Here is an 18520-nt window from a genome sequence, read left to right as displayed (position 1 = left end):
TCGGGCGGCGCCGCCCGAGGACCAGGTCGGCGGTGTCGCCCGCCACGTCGCGTACGAAGGGGCGCAGCAGTCCGGGATCGAGTGAGGCGTCGCAGTCGCAGAAGCACACGATGTCCGCGTCGGAGGCCGTCAGGCCGGCGTGGCACGCGGCCCCGAAGCCGCGCCGCGGCTCGTGCACCACGGTGGCGCCCAGGGAGCGTGCGATGTCCGGCGAGCCGTCGGTGGAGCCGTTGTCGACGACGAGGGCCCGCCAGCCCCGGGGCACGCGTTCCAGGACCCAGGGCAGCGCGGCGGCCTCGTCGAGGCAGGGCAGGACGACATCGACGCGAACGGCGCGCGCGCCGTTCGCGTCGGAGTCCGCTGAGGGGGAGAGGGGCATGCCGCTCACCCTACGAAGCAGAAACGGGCATATCGGGCGTGCGGTCCTTACGAAACGGGGACGTCGGGGTCCCGGGGCCGCCGTCACGTCCGCCCGCCGCGCGGCAGGTGCGACGCTGGCGGTATGCAGCCACCACCGCAGGAGCGCCACCACGACACCCTCCGGGTGCTCGTCGTGGACGACGACCCGACCGTCGCCGAAGTCGTCGCGGGCTACCTCGAACGCGCGGGCCACGCCGTCGACCGCGCCGAGGACGGCCCCGCCGCGCTGGCGTGCGCGGCGGCCCGCCGGCCGGATCTCGTCGTCCTCGACCTGATGCTGCCCGGCATGGACGGTCTCGAGGTGTGCCGCCGGCTGCGCGCCGAGCGCCCGGTGCCGGTCATCATGCTCACCGCCCGTGGTGACGAGGACGACCGCATCCTCGGCCTGGAGATAGGGGCCGACGACTACGTCACCAAGCCGTTCAGCCCCCGCGAACTGGTGCTGCGGGTGGAGTCCGTGCTGCGGCGCAGCCGCGCGGCGGCGCCCCGCGGCCCGGTGGCGCCGCTTCGGGCCGCGGGCATCGCCGTGGACGAGACGGCCCGGCGCGCCTCCAAGAATGGCGTCGAACTCGCCCTGACCGTGCGCGAGTTCGACCTCCTCGCCTTCCTGCTGCGGCACCCCGGCCGGGCGTTCGCCCGCGAGGAACTGATGCGCGACGTGTGGGGCTGGGAGTTCGGCGACCTGTCGACCGTCACGGTCCACATCCGTCGGCTGCGCGGCAAGGTCGAGGACGACCCGGCGAGGCCCTCGCTGATCCAGACCGTCTGGGGCGTTGGCTACCGCCTCGACGCCGCGGACGACCCGCTCCCGAGCCACCCCCGACCGTCGCGAGCCGAAGGCTGACCCCCGTGCAGGACATCCTCCTCATCGCCCTGTTCGCCTTCCTGGGGGCCGCGGCCGCCGGGCTGCTCGGCGCGCTGGCCCTGCGCCTGCTGCGGCACCGTTCGCTGGTGGTGACGCTGACCGTCGTCGCCGCCGTGGCGGTCCTCGCCATGCTCGCGGGGACCCTCTCCGTGGCCTGGGAGATGTTCCTGTCCCCGCACGACCTGACCGTCGTCACCATCGTGGTCGCCATGGCCGCCGTGGTGTCGCTCGCCACCGCGCTGCTGCTCGGGCGCTGGGTGGTCGCCCGCAGCAGGGCCCTCACCCTGGCGGCCCGCACGTTCGGCGACGGCGGCATCTTCGCCGCCCCGCCCGAACCCGTCAGCGCGGAACTGGCCGAACTCACCAGGGAGCTGGAGGCCACCAGCGCCAAACTCGCCGAGTCCCGCGAGCGGGAGCGGGCCCTGGAGAGCTCCCGTCGTGAACTGGTCGCCTGGATCTCGCACGACCTGCGCACCCCGCTCGCCGGCCTGCGCGCCATGTCGGAGGCGCTGGAGGACGGCATGGCCGCCGAGCCGGACCGCTATCTGCGGCAGATCCGCACCGAGGTCGAACGGCTCAACTCCATGGTCGGGGACCTCTTCGAACTCTCCCGCATCCACGCCGGCGCGCTGGCCCTCTCGCCGTCCCGCATCTCCGTCTACGACCTGGTCGGCGACGCCCTCGCGGGTGTGGACCCGCTCGCCCGCGAACACGGCGTACACCTCGTCGGCGACAGCGTGGAGGCGGTGCCCGTCGAGGTCGACGGCAAGGAGATGAGCCGGGTCCTGGGCAACCTCCTGATCAACGCGATCCGCCGCACGCCCGCCGACGGCACCGTCGCCGTGGCCGCGCAGCGTTCACCGGACGGCGTCGTCCTGTCCGTCACCGACGGGTGCGGCGGGATCCCCGAGGACGACCTGGGCCGCGTCTTCGACACCGGCTGGCGCGGCAGCCACGCCCGCACCCCGCCCGCGGGCGCGGGCCTCGGCCTGGCGATCGTGCGCGGCATCGTCGAGGCGCATCAGGGCTGGGCCGCCGTCCGCAACGTGGACGGCGGCTGCTGCTTCGAGGTCACCCTGCCCTCGGCCCGGACGTGAGGCCGGACCCCGCGTCACCCCCGAAGCGGAGCCTCGGCGAACTCGGCCATCCCCTCGGCGAATCCGACCCCGGGCCGCCACCCCAGCTCCGCCCGGAGCCGCCCCGAGTCCGCCGTCACATGCCGTACGTCACCCAGCCGGTACTCCCCGGTCACCACGGGGTCCGGTCCGCCGAAGGCACGGGCCAGTTCCCGCGCCATCTCCCCGACGGTGTGCGGTTCGCCGCTGCCCGTGTTGTACGCCGCGCACGTGCCCGCGCTCTGTTCACGGACCGCCTCCAGAGCGACCGCGTTGGCCGCGGCCACGTCCCGTACATGCACGAAGTCCCGCCGCTGGCAGCCGTCCTCGAAGACGCGCGGGGCCTCGCCGCGTTCGAGCGCGGAGCGGAAGAACGAGGCCACCCCCGCGTAGGGGGTGTCGCGCGGCATGCCGGGCCCGTACACGTTGTGATAGCGCAGGGACACCGCGCTGCCGTCGGTGGCCCGTGCCCACGACGCGGCCAGGTGCTCCTGGGCGAGCTTGGTCGTGGCGTAGACGTTGCGCGGATCGACCGGCGCGTCCTCGCCCACCAGGCCGGGCCGCAACTCCGATCCGCACGCGGGGCACAGCGGCTCGAACCGGCCGGCGTCGAGATCGGCCGCGGCCCGCGGGCCCGGCCGTACGACTCCGTGACGGGGACACGCGTACCGCCCCTCCCCGTACACCACCATCGATCCGGCGAGCGCGAGACGCCGCACCCCGGCCTCGGCCATCGCGGCCAGCAGCACCGCCGTGCCGAGATCGTTGCAGCCGACGTACGCGGGCGCGTCGGCGAAGTCCTTGCCGAGCCCGACCATCGCCGCCTGGTGGCAGACCGCGTCCACGCCGCGCAGCGCTCCCGCCACCGCGTCCCGGTCCCGGACGTCCGCGACGATCCACTCCCGCCCCTCGGGCGGCTTCGGCGGCCGGGCGTGCGCGGAGGGCAGCAGGGCGTCCAGGACCACCACCTCGTGCCCGCGCTCGACGAGGGCGTCGGCGACGTGCGATCCGATGAATCCGGCACCGCCGGTGACAAGTACGCGCATGCCGGTCAGGCTAGGTCCGCCCCCTCCCGGTTCCGGTGCTCCGGCGGGTGTCCGTCATGGGTCCGTAAGAAGTGCCCGCCCGCGTGCGGTCGCGGAGCCGACCCCGGGTCAGGGGAGGTCGCGCAGCGCGTCGAGGCAGGCCGCGACCGCGGATTCGTGGGCCGTGCCGTGGCGGACGGCGGCCTCGATCGTGCGGGTGAGGGTGTGGTCCGCCACCGGTCGCGCGATCAGCGCCGGCGGGAGGTGGGCCGTGGCCATGCGCGGGACGAGGGCGGCGTGGCCACCGCAGGCGGCGAGGGCGGCCATGGCGGAGAAGTCGGTGCAGGTGTGCCGCACCCGCGGAGTGAAACCGGCCGACCGGCAGGCCTGGAGGACGGCGTCCCCGCAGGCGGTCTGCGGCGGGGCGGTGACCCACGAGGTGTCCGCGAGCTCGCGCAGGTCGACCGGGGACTCCGCGGGGCCGGCCGCCGGATGGTCCCTCGGCAGGACCGCGACCAGGGGATCGCCGCGCAGGACGTGGGTCTCGACACCGGGGTGCGGGGGCGTGGCGAGGTTCGCGTACCGGTAGAGCAGCGCGACGTCCACGCGGCGCTGGAGCAGCAGCCGTACGGCGAGCTCGGGTTCGGCCTCGGTGATGTGCAGCCGCAGGTGCGCGTGCGCGCTTTCCAGGGCCTCGCCGAGGGGAGCCGCGACGGGTCCCAGGGCGCTGGGGAAGCAGGCGAGGTGGAGGGGCCCGGCCGGCTCTCCGGTACCGGTGCGCAGGCGGTTCCGGGCCCGTTCGAGAGCCGCGAGCACCTGCTCGGTGTCCTCGGCCAGCTGACGCCCCGCCTCGGTGAGGTGAAGGGAGCGGCCGGTCCGTTCGAAGAGCCGGCTCCGCGTCTCGTCCTCCAGCAGGCGCAGCTGCTGGGAGACGGCGGAGGGGGTGACGCCGTGGAGCTCCGCCACGGCGGTCACGGTCCCGTGGGCGGCCAGGTCGCGCAGGAGGACGAGCCGTCGGACGTCGAGCATGAGCTCAGCTTAAAAGGGGGCTGTAGAAGATGTAGCTGGACACGCGAACACGCGTACGGTGATGCTGGCTCCCGAGTCCAGCTTTCCCCGCAATGCCAGGAGTGTTCCGTGCGCGCCACCGTGATCCACGGCCCCGACGACATCCGGATCGAGGAGGTGCCCGATCCGACGGTCCAGCGGCCGACCGACGCCGTGGTGCGCGTCGTGAACGCGTGCATCTGCGGCAGCGACCTGTGGGCGTACCGGGGCGTGGCCTCGCGGGTCGCGGGGCAGCGCATCGGGCACGAGTTCCTGGGCATCGTCGAGGAGGCCGGCGCCGAGGTGACCGGCTTCGCCCCCGGCGACTTCGTGGTCGCCCCCTTCGTCTGGTCGGACGGCACCTGCGACTTCTGCCGCGAGGGCCTGCACACCTCGTGCCCCGAGGGCGGCTTCTGGGGCGAGGTCGGCTCGGACGGCGGCCAGGGCGAGGCCGTCCGGGTTCCGTGGGCCGACGGCACCCTGGTGAAACTGCCGAAGGAGGCGGCGGGCGAGGAGAAGCTGCTGCCCGGCCTGCTCGCCCTCTCGGACGTGATGAGCACCGGCCACCACGCCGCGGTGGCCGCCCGCGTCCGGCCGGGCGCCACGGTCGCCGTGGTCGGCGACGGCGCGGTCGGCCTCTGCGGCGTGCTCGCCGCGCGGCGCCTGGGCGCCGAGCGGATCATCGCGCTCGGCCGCCACGCGGAGCGCACCGCGATCGCCCGTGACTTCGGTGCCACGGACGTGGTCGCCGAGCGCGGCGAGGCCGCCGTCGAGGCGGTGCGGGAGCTGACGGGCGGCCGGGGCGCGCACGCCGTCCTGGAGGCCGTCGGCACCGAGGAGTCGATGCGCACCGCGATCTCCGTCACCCGTGACGGCGGCGCGGTCGGCTACGTCGGCGTGCCGCACGGCGGCTCCGCCGGGGTGGACATCTCCCGGATGTTCGACCGGAACGTCGCGCTGGCCGGCGGTGTCGCCCCCGCCCGCGCCTACATCCCCGAACTGCTGCCCGACGTCCTCTCGGGCGCCATCGACCCCGGCCGCGTCTTCGACCGCACCGTGGACCTCGACGGCGTCCCGGACGGCTACCGCGCCATGGCCGACCGCACGGCCCTCAAGGTCCGCATCGCCTTCTGAGGTCCGGTGACGCCTGGTTACTATGCTCACTTCGTGCCGACGGCAGGAAGCAAGAGGTGGGAACCCGAGCTTGCCGTGATACCGAAGAGATGTGGGGAGCAGGGCCTTTGAAAGGCTTGAGGCAGGTCGTCGCGACCCGCTACATCGAACCGCTGAGGGCCGGCGGTTCCGTGCCCGGTGTCGTCGAGGCCGACGATCTCGGTACGTACGTCGTGAAGTTCACCGGCTCCGCACAGGGCCGCAAGGCGCTGGTGGCCGAGATCGTCGTCGGTGAACTCGCGCGCCACCTCGGCCTGCGCTTCCCCGAGCTGGTCCTCGTGCACTTCGACCCGGCGGTCGCGGCCGACGAGCCGCACCAGGAGGTCCAGGACCTGCTGCGCGCCAGCGCGGGCCTCAACCTCGGCATGGACCTGCTGCCGGGCGCCGTGGACTTCACCCCGGAGGCGATCGACGTCGACCCGCTGGAGGCCGGCAAGGTCGTCTGGCTCGACGCCCTGACGGCCAACGTCGACCGCACGGTGCACAGCTCGAACCTGATGATCTGGCCGACCTTCGGCACCCGCCCGCCGAAGCTGTGGCTCATCGACCACGGCGCGGCCCTGGTCTTCCACCACCGCTGGGGCGCGTCGGCCCCCGACAAGGTGTACGACTTCCGCCACCACGCCCTGGGCGGGTACGGCCCGGACACGCGGGCGGCCGACTCCGAACTGGCCCCCCTCGTCACGGAGTCCGCGCTCCGCGAGATCGTCGCCCTGGTCCCCGACGCCTGGCTGACCGACGAACCGGGCTTCACGAACCCTGACGAGGTACGCGAGGCCTACGTCTCCCACCTGCTGACGCGCGCCCGCGCCTCGGCGGCGTGGCTGCCGAGGGACTTCCCCACGCGCGGCGAACTCGCGGCAGCCGACGCCAGGCGCGCCGCGGCCACGGAGGCGGCCCGGCCGCCCTGGCTCAAGAAGGTCCCCGACCTGCACGGCAAGCCCCCGGCGGAACAGGACTGGTCACCGCACGTGGGCTGACACGCATGGGCCGACACGTACGGGCCGAGCGCAGGGCCCCACCGGAACGCTCCGGTGGGGCCCTGCTCCGGTCCGCCGGGGATCAGCTCTTGGGCATCAGGACCGTGTCGATGATGTAGACGTTCGCGTTGGCCGTCTTCACGTTGCCGCAGACCACCTTGGCCGAGTCGTTCACCTTGTACGACTCGCCCGAACCCGACGTCGTCAGCTTGGACTTCTCCAGCGTCTCGTAGGAGCCGCTCTCCAGGTCCTTGGGCGCGAGCTTCTTGCCCACGACGTGGTAGGTGAGGATCTTGGTCAGCTGGGCCTTGTCGTTGAGGACCTTGTCGAGGTCGGCCTTGGGGATCTTGGCGAAGGCGTCGTTGGTGGGCGCGAAGACGGTGATGTCCTTGGCGTTGTTGAGGGTGTCGACCAGGCCTGCCTTCTTGACGGCGGTGACGAGGGTCGACAGTGCGGGGTTGTTCGAGGCGGCGGTGGCCACGGGGTCCTTGGCCATGCCGTCGAAGCTGCCCTTGCCGTCCTTGGGGACGCTCGCACAGGCCGGGCCGAACGGCTCCGACATCGCGGCCGCGTCGTCGGAGGGGCTCGACGCGGTGTCCTTGGCGGCCGACGGCGTGGACTTGCCGGACGACTCGCTGTCCTTGCTGTCGTCCGAGCAGGCGGTCAGCGCCAGCGGGAGCAGCACGGCCGCGGTGACGGCGAGGGCGGCGCGGTGGTAGCGGCGGGACGAGGACGAGGCGTTCATCTTTTCTCCTGGGTGCGTGTCTCGGGGGTGTTGGTGCGCTGTCGCATCGGTGCGCGGTCGTCCGCGCGCGGCCGTCAGTCCACGGTGACCACCACCGCATGCCGGCCGCTCGCCCCGTCGGGGATCGTGCGGGTCCGCTTCTCGGTCTGGACCTCGCCCGTGCGGTCCGTCGCCCGCACGGTGAGCGTGTGGCCGCCGGGTGTCGCCTTCCACGGGAAGGACCACTGGCGCCAGGTGTCCCGGGTGGCCTCCGCCGCCAGATCGGCCGTCCGCCAGGGGCCGTCGTCCACGCGCACCTCGACCTTGTCGATGCCGCGGTGCTGTGCCCACGCCACCCCGGCGACCATCACCGTGCCCGCCTTCGGCCGGGCGAACGGCTTGGGGGTGTCGATCCGCGACTGCGTCTTGACCGGCGCCTCGCGCGCCCAGTCCCGGCGGACCCAGTACGGGTCGTAGGCGTCGAACGTCGTCAGCTCGATGTCCTCGATCCACTTGCAGGCGGAGACGTAGCCGTACAGACCCGGGACCAGCATGCGTACGGGAAATCCGTGCTCGAAGGGCAGCGGGCGGCCGTTCATGCCGAGCGCGAGCATCGCGTCGCGGCCGTCCATCACGTCGTCCACCGGCGTGCCGAGCGTCATGCCGTCCACCGACCGCGCCACCAGCTGGTCCGCGGGGCCGCCCTTGGCCGGCGGCTCGACCCCGCACTCCGCGAGGAGATCGGCCAGGCGTACGCCGATCCAGCGGGCGTTGCCCACATAAGGGCCGCCGACCTCGTTCGACACGCAGGTCAGCGTGATGTCCCGCTCGATCAGCTCCCGGCGCAGCAGATCCGCGAACGACACGGTCGTCGGCCGCCCGACCCCCTTGCCGTGGATCCTCAGCCGCCAGGAGTCGGCGTTCACCCGGGGCACCACCAGCGCGGTGTCCACCCGGTAGAAGTCCGCGGCGGACGTCACGAAGGAGCTGACGCCCGGCACCCGGACCTGGGCGCCGCGCGGCACGGCGGGGGCGGCCGAGGCCGGGGCGGGCAGCCGGATCCGGTCGCGCGAGGCGACGGCGTCCTTGCCGCCGGCGGCGTTCAGCGACCTGCCCAGGGCGCCGACCCCGGCTGACGCGGCCGCGGCCGCGGTGGCGGCGACGATGAAGCCACGCCGGTCCCATGTGGCCCTCGGGGGTTCCTCGGAGTGCCCGGCGGACCCGGCGGCGTCGGCAGGCTCGGCCCCGTCGGCCTCCGCCGTCACCCGCAACCGCCCCGCCAGCACGTACAGCAGGGCCGCCCCCGCGACCCCGCCCACCAGCGACGGCAGCGCGTCGACGGGACTCGTGGAGTCAGGGCGCGTGACCGCAGCCAGCGCGCCGATCGCGCCGAAGAGCAGAACCCCCGCCGCACCGAGCACCCGGTGGCGCAGCGCGACCAGGCCCAGCGCGACGGCCAGGAGGGCGAGCACCGCGACGATGCCCGCCTGCAGCACGAGCTTGTCGTTCGTGCCGAACTGCCGGATCGCCCAGTCCTTGACGGCCGCGGGCGTGCGGTCGATCGCCGCGCCGCCGACGGCCACCACCGGTCCGGCCTCGCGCCGTACCGCCGCGGACAGCAGCTCCGCGACGGCGAGGGCGGCGCATCCGGCCAGGGCACCGCTCAGGGCTCCCGCCGCCCCGCGCCACCAGTCGGTGCCGCCGCGCGGGCCGCCGGGCCTGCCCCGGCGCAACACTCCTCGCTCTGTCTTCACGCGGGGGATCCGAGGCCGACGGCCCGACGGATTGGTCGATTCCGAGATCCGCCCCGATCGGGTGAACGCGGCCCGCGCGGTCGACGCCCTGGGTCACATCTTCGGCATGAGCACCGAGTCGACGATGTAGACCGTGGCGTTGGCCGTCTGCACGTTGCCGCAGACGACGTTCGCCGAGTCGTTCACCTTGTACGACTCGCCGGAGCCCTTGGTGGTGAGCTTGCCGCCCTCCAGGGTCTTGAACGAGCCGTCGGCCAGGTCCTTCGGCGCGACCTTCTCACCCACGACGTGGTAGGTGAGGATCTTGGTCAGCTGGGCCTTGTCGTTGAGGACCTTGTCGAGGTCGGCCTTGGGGATCTTGGCGAAGGCGTCGTTGGTGGGCGCGAAGACGGTGATGTCCTTGGCGTTGTTGAGGGTGTCGACCAGGCCTGCCTTCTTGACGGCGGTGACGAGGGTCGACAGTGCGGGGTTGTTCGAGGCGGCGGTGGCCACGGGGTCCTTGGCCATGCCGTCGAAGCTGCCCTTGCCGTCCTTGGGCACGGAGTCGCAGGCCGGCCCGAAGGGGCCGCTCATGTCGTCGGCGTGGGCGGCCGGGGCGAGCAGCCCCAGGGAGACCGGCAGGGCGAGCGCGGCAAGGACCGAGACGGCCGCGCGGCGAGTGCGGTGGACACGCATGATCGGTTCCTCCTCGATGGAGGTCGTCCCGGGCGGGCCGGGACCCCGGGCGGACCCGGGAAGGGGACCACCGGCCGGGCGGCCGGGCGGCCGCGGCGGGCGAGGGGGAGAAGGCCTCCGCAGGGATCCTCGCCCGAGCCCGCCGCACCCGTAATCCGGAGCCGCCGGGAACAGGGATTGCTTTTGTCCCCATTTGCCCCTACGTCGGAAACTCCATCACCGCAACCGGAGCCGACGTCGGCCGCTCCGAGCCCCCCGCGGGCTCCACCGTGATGCCCATGCCCGTGGCCTTGCCGACCTTGCCCCGCATCAGCACCGCCTCCGTGGTCTGCGTGGGGTCCATCAGACCCGCGGGCCGCATGGATCCGCCCTCGTCGAACCAGAGTTGGTAGACCTTGCCCCGCGGCGGCCGCGCCATGCCGCCGGTCACGAACACCGCCTTGTCGAGGCTCTCGGAGACGACGAGCGTGCCGTCGGCGCCGCCCGGCAGCCGGCCCGTGCGGGACTTGGCGTCGGGGGCCGAGAGCACCGCGGCCAGTTCCCTCGACTGCTCCCTGGCCTCCTCCTGCGCCTGCCGGGCCTCGTCGCGCGCGTCCTGCGCCCGCTCGTGCTGCCAGACGGCCGTGCCGCCGAGCGCCGTGGCCACGGCGAGACAGGCCGCGAGCGCCCAGCGCGAGAACCGGCGCGCCCGGCGCGGCGCCGGCGCCGGACCGGCCGGCGGCTCGGCGGGCGGGACCTCCTGACGGACGGCGGCGATACGGCCGAGCACCTCGTCCTTGAGGGCCCGCGGGGGCGGGACGGCTGACGCCTGCGCGAGACGCGCGACGGTCGCCGTCAGCTCGCGCACCTCCTGCGCGCACGACGGACACAGCGCCAGATGCTCCTCGAACCGGGCGCGTTCGGCGTCGTCGAGGGCGTGCGCGGCATAGGCGCCGGTCAGCGTGTGCAGATCGGGTGCGGTGCTCATGCGCTCACCCCCAGGCAGTCGCGCAGCCGGATCAGTCCGTCGCGCAGGCGGGTCTTGACGGTGCCCAGGGGCAGGGACAGGAGCTCGGCGACCTGACGGTAGGTCAGGCCGCGGTAGTAGGCGAGGGTCACGGACTGGCGCTGCACCTCGGTGAGGGCGCGCAGACAGCGGCGCACCTGCTCGCGCTCCAGACGGGTCTCGACCTGCTCGCTGACCTCGTCGAACTCCGGGGTGCGGGCGAGGAGCGCGGCCTTCTGCTCGCGCGCCGAGGCCGCCTCCACCGAACGGACGCGGTCCACCGCGCGGCGGTGCGCGAGGGTGAGGACCCAGTTCATCGCCGTCCCCCGGTCGGGGCGGTAGCGGGGCGCGGTGCGCCACACCTCGACCAGGACCTCCTGGGTGACCTCTTCGGACTGGGCGTGGTCGCGCAGGACGCCGCGCACGACGCCGAAGACCGGGCCCGCCACGGCGTCGTAGACGCCCGAGAACGCCTGCTGGTCGCCGCGGGCGACGCGGATGACCAACTCTTGGAGATCGGGGCCGGGGGCTTTCCGTGACCCGATGTGCACGACTTCATTCACGCGGTGATCCTCCAGGACGCACGTCGACGTTCACCGGTGATTCGGAGCCGACGGCGCGCCGGATTGCTCCGGACCCGCGCGAACCGCCCCCCGGCGCTGTGCGGTGCCGGGGGGCGGTTCAAGGGCGTCGCGGTGACGCGGGGCGTGGGGTCAGCGCAACTGCTCGTACGCCGGGAGCGTCAGGAAGTCCGCGTAGTCCGCGTCCAGGGAGACCTGGAGGAGGAGGTCGTGGGCCTGCTGCCACTTGCCGCCCTGGAACGCCTCGTCGCCGATCTCGGCGCGGATCGCGTCGAGCTCCTCGGCGGCGACCTTGCGGGCCAGGTCGGCGGTGACGGTCTCGCCGTTCTCCAGGACGACGCCCGCGTTGATCCACTGCCAGATCTGGGAGCGGGAGATCTCGGCGGTGGCCGCGTCCTCCATCAGGTTGAAGATGGCGACGGCGCCGAGGCCGCGCAGCCACGCCTCGATGTAACGGATGCCGACCTGGACGGCGTTGACGAGGCCGTCGTAGGTGGGCTTCGCGTCGAGCGAGTCGATGGCGATCAGGTCGGCCGCCGAGACGTTCACGTCCTCGCGCAGGCGGTCCTTCTGGTTCGGCTTCTCGCCGAGCACCGCGTCGAAGGACTTCATGGCGATCGGGACCAGGTCGGGGTGCGCCACCCACGAGCCGTCGAAGCCGTCGCCGGCCTCGCGGTCCTTGTCGTTCTTGACCTTCTCGAACGCGACCTTGTTGACCTCCGCGTCCTTGCGGGACGGGATGAACGCGGCCATGCCGCCGATCGCGTGCGCGCCGCGCTTGTGGCAGGTGCGGACGAGCAGTTCGGTGTACGCCCGCATGAACGGGGCGGTCATCGTCACGAGGTTGCGGTCCGGCAGGACGAACTTCGAGCCGCCGTCACGGAAGTTCTTGACGATGGAGAAGAGGTAGTCCCAGCGGCCCGCGTTCAGACCGGAGGCGTGGTCGCGCAGCTCGTAGAGGATCTCCTCCATCTGGTACGCGGCGGTGATCGTCTCGATCAGGACGGTCGCGCGGACCGTGCCCTGCGGGATGCCGACGTAGTCCTGGGCGAAGACGAAGATGTCGTTCCAGAGGCGCGCCTCCAGGTACGACTCCGTCTTCGGCAGATAGAAGTACGGGCCCTTGCCGAGCTCGATCAGGCGCTTGGCGTTGTGGAAGAAGTACAGGCCGAAGTCGACCAGCGCGCCGGGGACCGCCTTGCCCTCGACCTGGAGGTGGCGCTCGTCCAGGTGCCAGCCGCGCGGACGCATGACGACGGTCGCCAGCTCGTCGGCGCCCTTGAGGGCGTACGACTTGCCGGTCCGCTCGTCGGTGAAGTCGATGCGGCGCTCGTAGGCGTCGGTGAGGTTGAGCTGGCCGAGGACCACGTTCTCCCAGGTGGGGGCCGAGGCGTCCTCGAAGTCGGCGAGCCAGACCTTCGCGCCCGAGTTGAGGGCGTTGATGGTCATCTTGCGGTCGGTCGGGCCCGTGATCTCCACGCGGCGGTCGTTCAGCGCGGCCGGCGCCGGGGCGACCCGCCAGGAGTCGTCCGCGCGGATCGCGGCGGTCTCCGGGAGGAAGTCCAGAGTGGAGGTGCGGGCGATCTCCGCGCGGCGCTCGGCGCGCCGGGCGAGCAGCTCGTCACGCCGGGGCGTGAACAGCCGGTGCAGCTCGGCCACAAAGGCGAGGGCCGCATCGGTGAGCACCTCTTCCTGCCGGGGCAGGGGCTCTGCGTCGACGATGGCCAGCGGCGACGGCGCTAGTGCGGACATGAGCTGTCACTTCCTTCAGAGTGCTGCGCGGACGGTGCCGGGCGAGCCGCCGGGCAGACGCGGTGGCACTCGGTGCCACAGGAGCCGAGGTGCGGCTGTGGGCCCCGTCCGAGGTAACGGGCCTTCTGGTCAGTGGATACTAGTTTCCTCATGGTGGAAGTTCAATGGTTTGTTGATGTCGAGATTCTTCTCGTCGACAGAACGTGTCGCTGAGTGCCACCCCGGTCACTCCACGTGGGCGACCGGCCCCGGCTCCCCGGAGGGTGCGGTTCCGGGCGCCAGGCGGGCCAGATCCGCGGCCGTGTCGATGTCGTACGCCTCCGCGACGTCCCCGCACTCGACGAGCGTGAGGTCGCCCGCGTGCTCCCGCAAGTAGGCGCGTGCCCCCTGATCGCCGACCGCGCCCGCCGCGATCCCCGCCCAGTGCGCGGAGCCGAACAGGACCGGGTGGCCCCGTCGCCCCTCGTACGCGGCCGCCGCGAGCGTCCCGGGCGAGCGGTACGCGGCCCGCACGCGCGCCGTCGCCACCGCGCCGATCCCCGGCTGGTCGACGAGCGAGACCAGCGCGGCGGACGCGTCCGTGCCCGCCAGCGACGCCAGTCCGGCCCGCAGGGACGAGCCCATGCCCTCCTCCCACTCCGGGTTGTCCACCAGGACGCATCCGGGGAGCGCGGCCCGCGCGCGCACGGCCTCGGCGGACGCGCCGAGGACCACGTGCACCCGCCCGCACCCGGCCTCGCGCAGCACCCGCACCGCGTGCTCCACCAGCGGCCTGCCGTGGTGCGGGAGCAGCGCCTTCGGCCGCCCTCCGAGCCGCCGCCCGCCGCCCGCGGCGAGCACGAGACCAGCGACCTCCCCGGCCCCGGCGGGCCCCGCGTTCATCGGTTCTGTCGTCATGACTCCTGGATACACCCAACCCGGGCACCGCGTTCCGGCCGCGAGGGCGGCCGGAAAGTGGCGCATCCCGCAGCAGGAACGATTTACTGATCCGCGGCCCCCGGTGTCCGACCAACACCACAGGGGCCGTGGAACACGCACGAGAACAGGCACGCCGTGGCGTGCGAGGGGGATACATCAGTGATGCGGAGCGTGGGGCAGGGGACGCAAGGGACCGTGACCGGCAGCGACGAGGACCCACGCGTGGCGCATCTGCGCGCCGCGGTGTCCCGGCTGCGCCGTGAACTGGCCGCGCACCCGGCGGAGTTCACGGACCGGGGCATAGCCGAGGACGAACTGGCGGCCCTGGCGGAAATGGCCCACGGCGGCACCCCCGAAGTCCTGAGAATGCGCCGCTCCCTGCTCCTGGTGGCAGGGGCGATCGGCTCGGTCAGCGCCCTGGCGGCAGGCTTGGCGGGGGTGCGGGGAGCGGTGGAGGGATTCGGGGAGAAGGGCGGCGGCTGAGGTGCCGGGTGTTCCCGCTGCGGGCAGGCGTTCCGCGCGGCGAGCGGGGCATCCCCTGCGAGCGAAGCCGCGAGCTCGGGGCAGGGTGGGCACACCCCCGGTGCGGGGCGCGGTGACGGTGGCGCAAGCCGGAGCAGAGGTCTAGGCGACCCAGTTGCGACGGCCCACGTCGTCCCCCGGTGCCGGCAGCCCGCCGGCCAGCGCCGCGGCGAGCCGCACCACCGCCTCCTCCGTGAGCGCCGCGGGCAGCGCGTACGGAATGCGCAGCCGGTGCTCGTACGTCCCCGGATCCGCCCCGAACCGCGACCCGCCCTCGATCCGCACCCCGTGCGCCAGCGCCGCCCGCGCCAGCGAGGACGCGATCGGCCGCCCCAGATCCACCCAGAGCGAGAGCCCGCCCGGCGGCAACTCCCAGCGCCACTCCGGCAGATGACGGGCCAGCGACGCCGCCAGCGCGTCCCGCTGCGCCCGCAGCAGCGGCAGCCGCTCGCGCAGCACGTCGTCCATGCCGCGCAGCAGATGCAGCGCGACCAGCTGCTCGATGACGGGCGTCGCCATGTCGCTCGGCACCCGCTTCGTCGCCAGCTCGGTGATCAGCCGCGACCCCGCCCGCACCCAGCCGATCCGCAGCCCGCCCCAGTGCGTCTTGCTCAACGACCCCACGGTGACCACCTGTTCGCCCGCGCCGTGCGGCGCGAGCGAGGCGAACGGCGCGGGCGGCTCCCCGTCCAGCGCGATGTCGGCGATGGTCTCGTCGATCAGCAGCCAGGTGCCCGTGGCGCGGGCCGTCTCCAGGATCCGGACGCGCTGCTCGCGCGGCATCAGCCGGCCCGTCGGATTCTGGAAGTCCGGCACGAGGTACGCGAGGCGCGGCGCCGCCTGCCGCAGCGACGACTCGACCAGCCCGCAGTCCCAGCCCTCGTCCGTGACCGGCACGGGCACCGCGCGCAGCCCCGCGCCGCGCATCGCGTCCAGGGCGTTCGGGTACGACGGGTTCTCGACCAGGACCCGGTCGCCCGGCCGGCCGAGCAGGCTCAGGGTCAGCGACAGCGCGTGCTGGGCGCCCGTGGTGATCAGGATCTGGTCGGGCAGCGTGGGCAGCCCGCGCCGCGTGAAGCGGTCGGCGACGGCGGCCCTCAACTCCGGGATCCCGTAAGGGTGGTAGCCCGCGGTCGGCGCGTGCTCGGCCAGCATCGCGCCGGCCGCGCCGAGCGCCGCGGACAGCTCCGCCGCGGGCGCGCCGGGCGCCGCCACCGCCAGGTCGATGACGCCGTCGCCCGCGGGGAACGCGGCCACGCTCGACGGCCGCCGCCCCTCCGGCAGCTCGGTCCAGGTGCCCGCGCCGCGGCGGCTGCGCGCGTAGCCGCCCTCGCGCAGCACGTCGTACGCCGCCGTGACGGTGGCCCGGCTGACGGCCAGGGCCGTGGCCAGCTCGCGCTCGGCGGGCAGCCGGGTGTGCAGCGGGATGCGGCCGTCGAGCAGGAGGGCGCGTACGCCGTGGGCGAGCGCGCGGTAGCCGGGGTGCTCGCCCACCGTCCCGGTCAGCAGCCCGGCCAGCTGTCGGCTGCCCAGCCTCCTGTCCACCGTGTGGACCACTCGTGCGTCTGCCATGCCAACTCCCGCTGATTGGCCCTGCTCTCCAGGCCAATCAGCGTACAGAATCCTCTCCAGAGCACTTCGGTCGGCCTTTTGGCCTGGAGAAGGGGGCAGTGATGGCAGGCGATGGCACGGGAGAGGGAGTGGGAGCGGGAGCGGGACGCGTCGTGGTGGGGGTGAGCGGTTCGCTCGCGAGCCTCGCGGCGCTGCGGGCCGCTGCCGAGGAGGCACGGCGGAGCGGGCGCACGCTGCTCGCGGTGACGGCCTGGGAGCCGCCGGAGGGCGAGGGCCTGTACCTGCGCCACCCCGACCCGGCCTGGGCGCGGCACTGGTGGCACGAGGCACGGGACCGCCTCGACCGGGCCTTCGACGAGGTCTTCGGCGGCGCGCCGCAGGGCGTCGCGGCCGAGCGCCGGGTGATCAGGTCCCGTCCGGGCCCCGCCCTGTGCGACCTCGCCGGCGGCCCTGACGACCTCGTGGTCCTCGGCGTCCGGCACGGCAGGCGCCGCACGAGCCGCGTCCACCGCCACGTCCACCGCCACGTCCGCTCGCACGCCGCCTGCGCCGTCCTCACGGTCCCGGCCCCACCGGTGCCGAAGGGCCTGCGCCGGGCCCTGCGCAGGGTCACGGCCGACGACTTCGCGCTGGTGGGGCACTGAGGCGGGCGGAGCCGGGGACCTAGGTGCGGATCAGGCCCCGGGCGGTCGCCGCGGCGACGGCCGCCGTGCGGGAGTCGACGCCCAGCTTGGCGTAGATGTGCACCAGATGGGACTTCACGGTGGCCTGGCTGAGGAAGAGTTCCTTGCTGATCCGCTGGTTCGACAGGCCCTGCTTCACCAGGAGCAGCACCTCCAGCTCACGGCGGCTCAGCGCCTCCGCGGGCGCCCGCATCCGGTCCATGAGGCGGTGCGCTATCGCGGGCGCGAGCGCGGACCGCCCGGACGCCGCCGTGCGGACCGCCGCCGCCAGTTCCTCGGGCGGCGCGTCCTTGAGGAGATAGCCGGCCGCGCCCGCCTCCACCGCCGCGAGGATGTCCGCGTCCGTGTCGTACGTGGTGAGGACCAGCACCCGCGGCGCCCCCGGGCGCTCCGTGATCGCCGCCGTCGCGGCGGCACCGTGCATGCCCGCGCCGAACTGGAGGTCCATGAGGACCACGTCGACGCCCTCCGCGCCCTCGGCGGCCGCCCGCTCCACCGCCGCCTCGGCGGTCGCCGCCTCCGCGACGATCTCGAAGTCCGGCTCCGCGTCGAGCACCGCGCGCAGACCGGCGCGTACGACCGGGTGGTCGTCGGCGAGCAGCAGCCGCACCGTCGGCCTGCCGGGCACTCCCGCTGTCTCCGTCGCGTCCGTCATGCGGCGGTCTCCTTCGTCCGTGCGGGCAGGGGCAGCGAGATCGCCACCGCCGTGCCCTGGCCGGGGGCCGACTCGACCGTGAACGTCCCGCCCAGCGACCGCGCCCGCGACCGCATCGCCACGAGTCCGAAGCCGCCGTCGCGGCCGTCCCCGTCCCCGTGCTCGCGCCGTGCCGCCACCCGCGGGTCGAAGCCGACGCCGTCGTCCACCACGTCGAGCGTGACCGACGCGTCCATGAACGTCAGCGTGATCTCGGCGCGGCCCGCCTCCGCGTGCCGGACCGTGTTCGCGAGGGCCGACTGCGCGACGCGCAGCAGCGCCACCTCGTACGGCGTGGGCAGCTCCGCCGGCGTACCGCTCAGCGAGAAGCGGACGCGCGGCCCCGCGCTCGACGCGCTCAGCCGCTCCAGGGCGCCGGCCAGCGAACCGTGCGCCAGATCCGGCGGGGCGAGCGCCCGCACGAACCGGCGCGCCTCGGCGAGATTGTCCTGCGCGGCCACCCGCGCCTGCTCGACGTGCGGCGCGGCGGGGGAGCCCGGCGGCAGCGCGCGCTGCGCCGCCCGCAGCAGCAGCTGGATCGAGGAGAGGCCCTGCGCCAGGGTGTCGTGGATCTCCCGCGCCAGCCGCTCGCGCTCGGCCAGCGTGCCCGCCGTGCGCTCGGCGGCGGCCAGCTCGGCGCGCGTGGCCATCAGCTCGTCGATGAGTTCACGGCGGCGTTCGCTCTCGCGGTACAGCGCCTCGTACCCGCGCACCGTGGCCACGGCCACGGCCGCGCCGAGCAGTGGGCCGATGAAGCTGCCCGGCGTGATCCGCGCGCTGTGCACGAGGAAGCTCGCGATCGCGGCGCCCGCCGTGACCAGGACCGCGGGGAGCGCCCAGCGCGTCGGCAGCAGGTGCAGCTGGAGGAAGTACAGCGGGAAGGCCGCCCACAGGCCCTCCGGGGAGAGCGCGAGGAGCACCAGCCAGCACGCGCCGAGCGCCGCGAGCCACCAGGCGGCCGCGCGCCGCGAGCGGGCGACGGCCGGGCTGAGCGTGCCCGCCGCGTAGACGCCGCCCATCGCCGCCGCGGCGGCG

The 18520-nt window shown here is 74.0% G+C and carries 19 protein-coding genes; 6 read left to right on the top strand and 13 right to left on the bottom strand.

Annotation, left to right across the window (positions count from 1 at the left end):
- The coding region (locus AOK22_RS26735; RefSeq protein WP_157872295.1) for a glycosyltransferase family 2 protein at nt 1-379 on the bottom strand (379 nt) is incomplete at its 3' end.
- Between the two features lie 123 nt (nt 380-502).
- Between AOK22_RS26735 and AOK22_RS26730 the strand changes: the two genes are divergently transcribed.
- Both AOK22_RS26730 and AOK22_RS26725 read left to right on the top strand, forming a co-directional pair.
- Nucleotides 503-1264, top strand: a complete 762-nt coding sequence (locus AOK22_RS26730) for a response regulator transcription factor (protein ID WP_055701274.1) — start codon at nt 503-505, stop codon at nt 1262-1264.
- 5 nt (nt 1265-1269) lie between these two features.
- Entirely contained in the window at nt 1270-2382 is a 1113-nt protein-coding gene (locus AOK22_RS26725; RefSeq protein ID WP_055701273.1) for a sensor histidine kinase, read from the top strand.
- 14 nt (nt 2383-2396) lie between these two features.
- Here AOK22_RS26725 and AOK22_RS26720 read toward each other — a convergent pair whose 3' ends face one another.
- Nucleotides 2397-3446 (bottom strand): NAD-dependent epimerase/dehydratase family protein, encoded by a 1050-nt coding sequence (locus AOK22_RS26720; protein WP_055701272.1) that lies wholly within the window; start codon nt 3444-3446, stop codon nt 2397-2399.
- Between the two features lie 108 nt (nt 3447-3554).
- Nucleotides 3555-4454 carry a LysR family transcriptional regulator gene (locus tag AOK22_RS26715; protein ID WP_055701271.1) on the bottom strand — a complete coding sequence of 300 codons (900 nt, stop codon included), beginning with the start codon at nt 4452-4454 and terminating at the stop codon, nt 3555-3557.
- Nucleotides 4455-4562: 108 nt separating this feature from the next.
- On the opposite strand from AOK22_RS26715, the gene AOK22_RS26710 reads away from it, so the two are divergent.
- Both AOK22_RS26710 and AOK22_RS26705 read left to right on the top strand, forming a co-directional pair.
- Nucleotides 4563-5606 carry a zinc-dependent alcohol dehydrogenase family protein gene (locus tag AOK22_RS26710; protein WP_055701270.1) on the top strand — a complete coding sequence of 348 codons (1044 nt, stop codon included), beginning with the start codon at nt 4563-4565 and terminating at the stop codon, nt 5604-5606.
- A 116-nt stretch (nt 5607-5722) separates the two neighbouring features.
- Nucleotides 5723-6625: a HipA family kinase gene (locus AOK22_RS26705; RefSeq protein ID WP_244165021.1), complete on the top strand. Its 903-nt coding sequence runs from the start codon at nt 5723-5725 to the stop codon at nt 6623-6625.
- Nucleotides 6626-6707: 82 nt separating this feature from the next.
- On the opposite strand, the gene AOK22_RS26700 is transcribed toward AOK22_RS26705, so the two are convergent.
- From AOK22_RS26700 to AOK22_RS26670, 7 genes are all read right to left on the bottom strand, one after another.
- A complete protein-coding gene (locus AOK22_RS26700; RefSeq protein ID WP_055701268.1) occupies nt 6708-7370 on the bottom strand; it encodes a fasciclin domain-containing protein in 663 nt (220 codons plus the stop codon).
- 74 nt (nt 7371-7444) lie between these two features.
- On the bottom strand, nt 7445-9082 hold the full coding sequence (locus AOK22_RS26695) for a molybdopterin-dependent oxidoreductase (protein ID WP_055701267.1): 1638 nt from the start codon (nt 9080-9082) through the stop codon (nt 7445-7447).
- A gap of 114 nt (nt 9083-9196) precedes the next feature.
- Entirely contained in the window at nt 9197-9778 is a 582-nt protein-coding gene (locus AOK22_RS26690; RefSeq protein WP_055701266.1) for a fasciclin domain-containing protein, read from the bottom strand.
- Between the two features lie 199 nt (nt 9779-9977).
- Nucleotides 9978-10745 (bottom strand): anti-sigma factor, encoded by a 768-nt coding sequence (locus AOK22_RS26685; protein ID WP_055701265.1) that lies wholly within the window; start codon nt 10743-10745, stop codon nt 9978-9980.
- Nucleotides 10742-11326, bottom strand: a complete 585-nt coding sequence (locus AOK22_RS26680) for a sigma-70 family RNA polymerase sigma factor (RefSeq protein WP_055701264.1) — start codon at nt 11324-11326, stop codon at nt 10742-10744. Before AOK22_RS26680 ends, AOK22_RS26685 begins: the two co-directional genes overlap by 4 nt.
- A 150-nt stretch (nt 11327-11476) precedes the next feature.
- Nucleotides 11477-13096, bottom strand: a complete 1620-nt coding sequence (aceB, locus tag AOK22_RS26675) for a malate synthase A (RefSeq protein ID WP_055701263.1) — start codon at nt 13094-13096, stop codon at nt 11477-11479.
- Nucleotides 13097-13321: 225 nt separating this feature from the next.
- Complete coding sequence (locus AOK22_RS26670) at nt 13322-13993, bottom strand: nucleotidyltransferase family protein (protein ID WP_055701262.1); 672 nt, start codon at nt 13991-13993, stop codon at nt 13322-13324.
- Nucleotides 13994-14209: 216 nt separating this feature from the next.
- Between AOK22_RS26670 and AOK22_RS26665 the strand changes: the two genes are divergently transcribed.
- Nucleotides 14210-14497 carry a DUF5955 family protein gene (locus tag AOK22_RS26665; RefSeq protein ID WP_079036836.1) on the top strand — a complete coding sequence of 96 codons (288 nt, stop codon included), beginning with the start codon at nt 14210-14212 and terminating at the stop codon, nt 14495-14497.
- A 141-nt stretch (nt 14498-14638) separates the two neighbouring features.
- Here AOK22_RS26665 and yczR read toward each other — a convergent pair whose 3' ends face one another.
- Nucleotides 14639-16108 carry a MocR-like transcription factor YczR gene (yczR, locus tag AOK22_RS26660; RefSeq protein WP_055701260.1) on the bottom strand — a complete coding sequence of 490 codons (1470 nt, stop codon included), beginning with the start codon at nt 16106-16108 and terminating at the stop codon, nt 14639-14641.
- A 101-nt stretch (nt 16109-16209) separates the two neighbouring features.
- Between yczR and AOK22_RS26655 the strand changes: the two genes are divergently transcribed.
- Entirely contained in the window at nt 16210-16752 is a 543-nt protein-coding gene (locus AOK22_RS26655; protein ID WP_055701259.1) for a universal stress protein, read from the top strand.
- 19 nt (nt 16753-16771) lie between these two features.
- Here AOK22_RS26655 and AOK22_RS26650 read toward each other — a convergent pair whose 3' ends face one another.
- Entirely contained in the window at nt 16772-17446 is a 675-nt protein-coding gene (locus tag AOK22_RS26650; protein ID WP_055701258.1) for a response regulator, read from the bottom strand.
- The coding region (locus tag AOK22_RS26645) for a sensor histidine kinase (RefSeq protein ID WP_055701257.1) at nt 17443-18520 on the bottom strand (1078 nt) is incomplete at its 5' end. The genes AOK22_RS26650 and AOK22_RS26645, both read right to left, overlap by 4 nt.

It is taken from the genome of Streptomyces silaceus (assembly GCF_001419745.1).
GTDB lineage: Bacteria > Actinomycetota > Actinomycetes > Streptomycetales > Streptomycetaceae > Streptomyces > Streptomyces silaceus.
The sequence above is the reverse complement of the archived record's forward strand: the minus strand, read 5'-3'. Positions and strand labels throughout refer to the sequence as shown.

What these genes read in the sequence shown, in the direction of transcription:
- AOK22_RS26730 (WP_055701274.1), top strand. Translation starts at nt 503, where the DNA reads ATGCAGCCACCACCGCAGGAGCGCCACCACGACACCCTCCGGGTGCTC.
- AOK22_RS26720 (WP_055701272.1), bottom strand. Translation starts at nt 3,446, where the DNA reads ATGCGCGTACTTGTCACCGGCGGTGCCGGATTCATCGGATCGCACGTC.
- AOK22_RS26715 (WP_055701271.1), bottom strand. Translation starts at nt 4,454, where the DNA reads ATGCTCGACGTCCGACGGCTCGTCCTCCTGCGCGACCTGGCCGCCCAC.
- AOK22_RS26700 (WP_055701268.1), bottom strand. Translation starts at nt 7,370, where the DNA reads ATGAACGCCTCGTCCTCGTCCCGCCGCTACCACCGCGCCGCCCTCGCC.
- AOK22_RS26690 (WP_055701266.1), bottom strand. Translation starts at nt 9,778, where the DNA reads ATGCGTGTCCACCGCACTCGCCGCGCGGCCGTCTCGGTCCTTGCCGCG.
- AOK22_RS26685 (WP_055701265.1), bottom strand. Translation starts at nt 10,745, where the DNA reads ATGAGCACCGCACCCGATCTGCACACGCTGACCGGCGCCTATGCCGCG.
- aceB (WP_055701263.1), bottom strand. Translation starts at nt 13,096, where the DNA reads ATGTCCGCACTAGCGCCGTCGCCGCTGGCCATCGTCGACGCAGAGCCC.
- AOK22_RS26670 (WP_055701262.1), bottom strand. Translation starts at nt 13,993, where the DNA reads ATGACGACAGAACCGATGAACGCGGGGCCCGCCGGGGCCGGGGAGGTC.
- yczR (WP_055701260.1), bottom strand. Translation starts at nt 16,108, where the DNA reads ATGGCAGACGCACGAGTGGTCCACACGGTGGACAGGAGGCTGGGCAGC.
- AOK22_RS26655 (WP_055701259.1), top strand. Translation starts at nt 16,210, where the DNA reads ATGGCAGGCGATGGCACGGGAGAGGGAGTGGGAGCGGGAGCGGGACGC.
- AOK22_RS26650 (WP_055701258.1), bottom strand. Translation starts at nt 17,446, where the DNA reads ATGACGGACGCGACGGAGACAGCGGGAGTGCCCGGCAGGCCGACGGTG.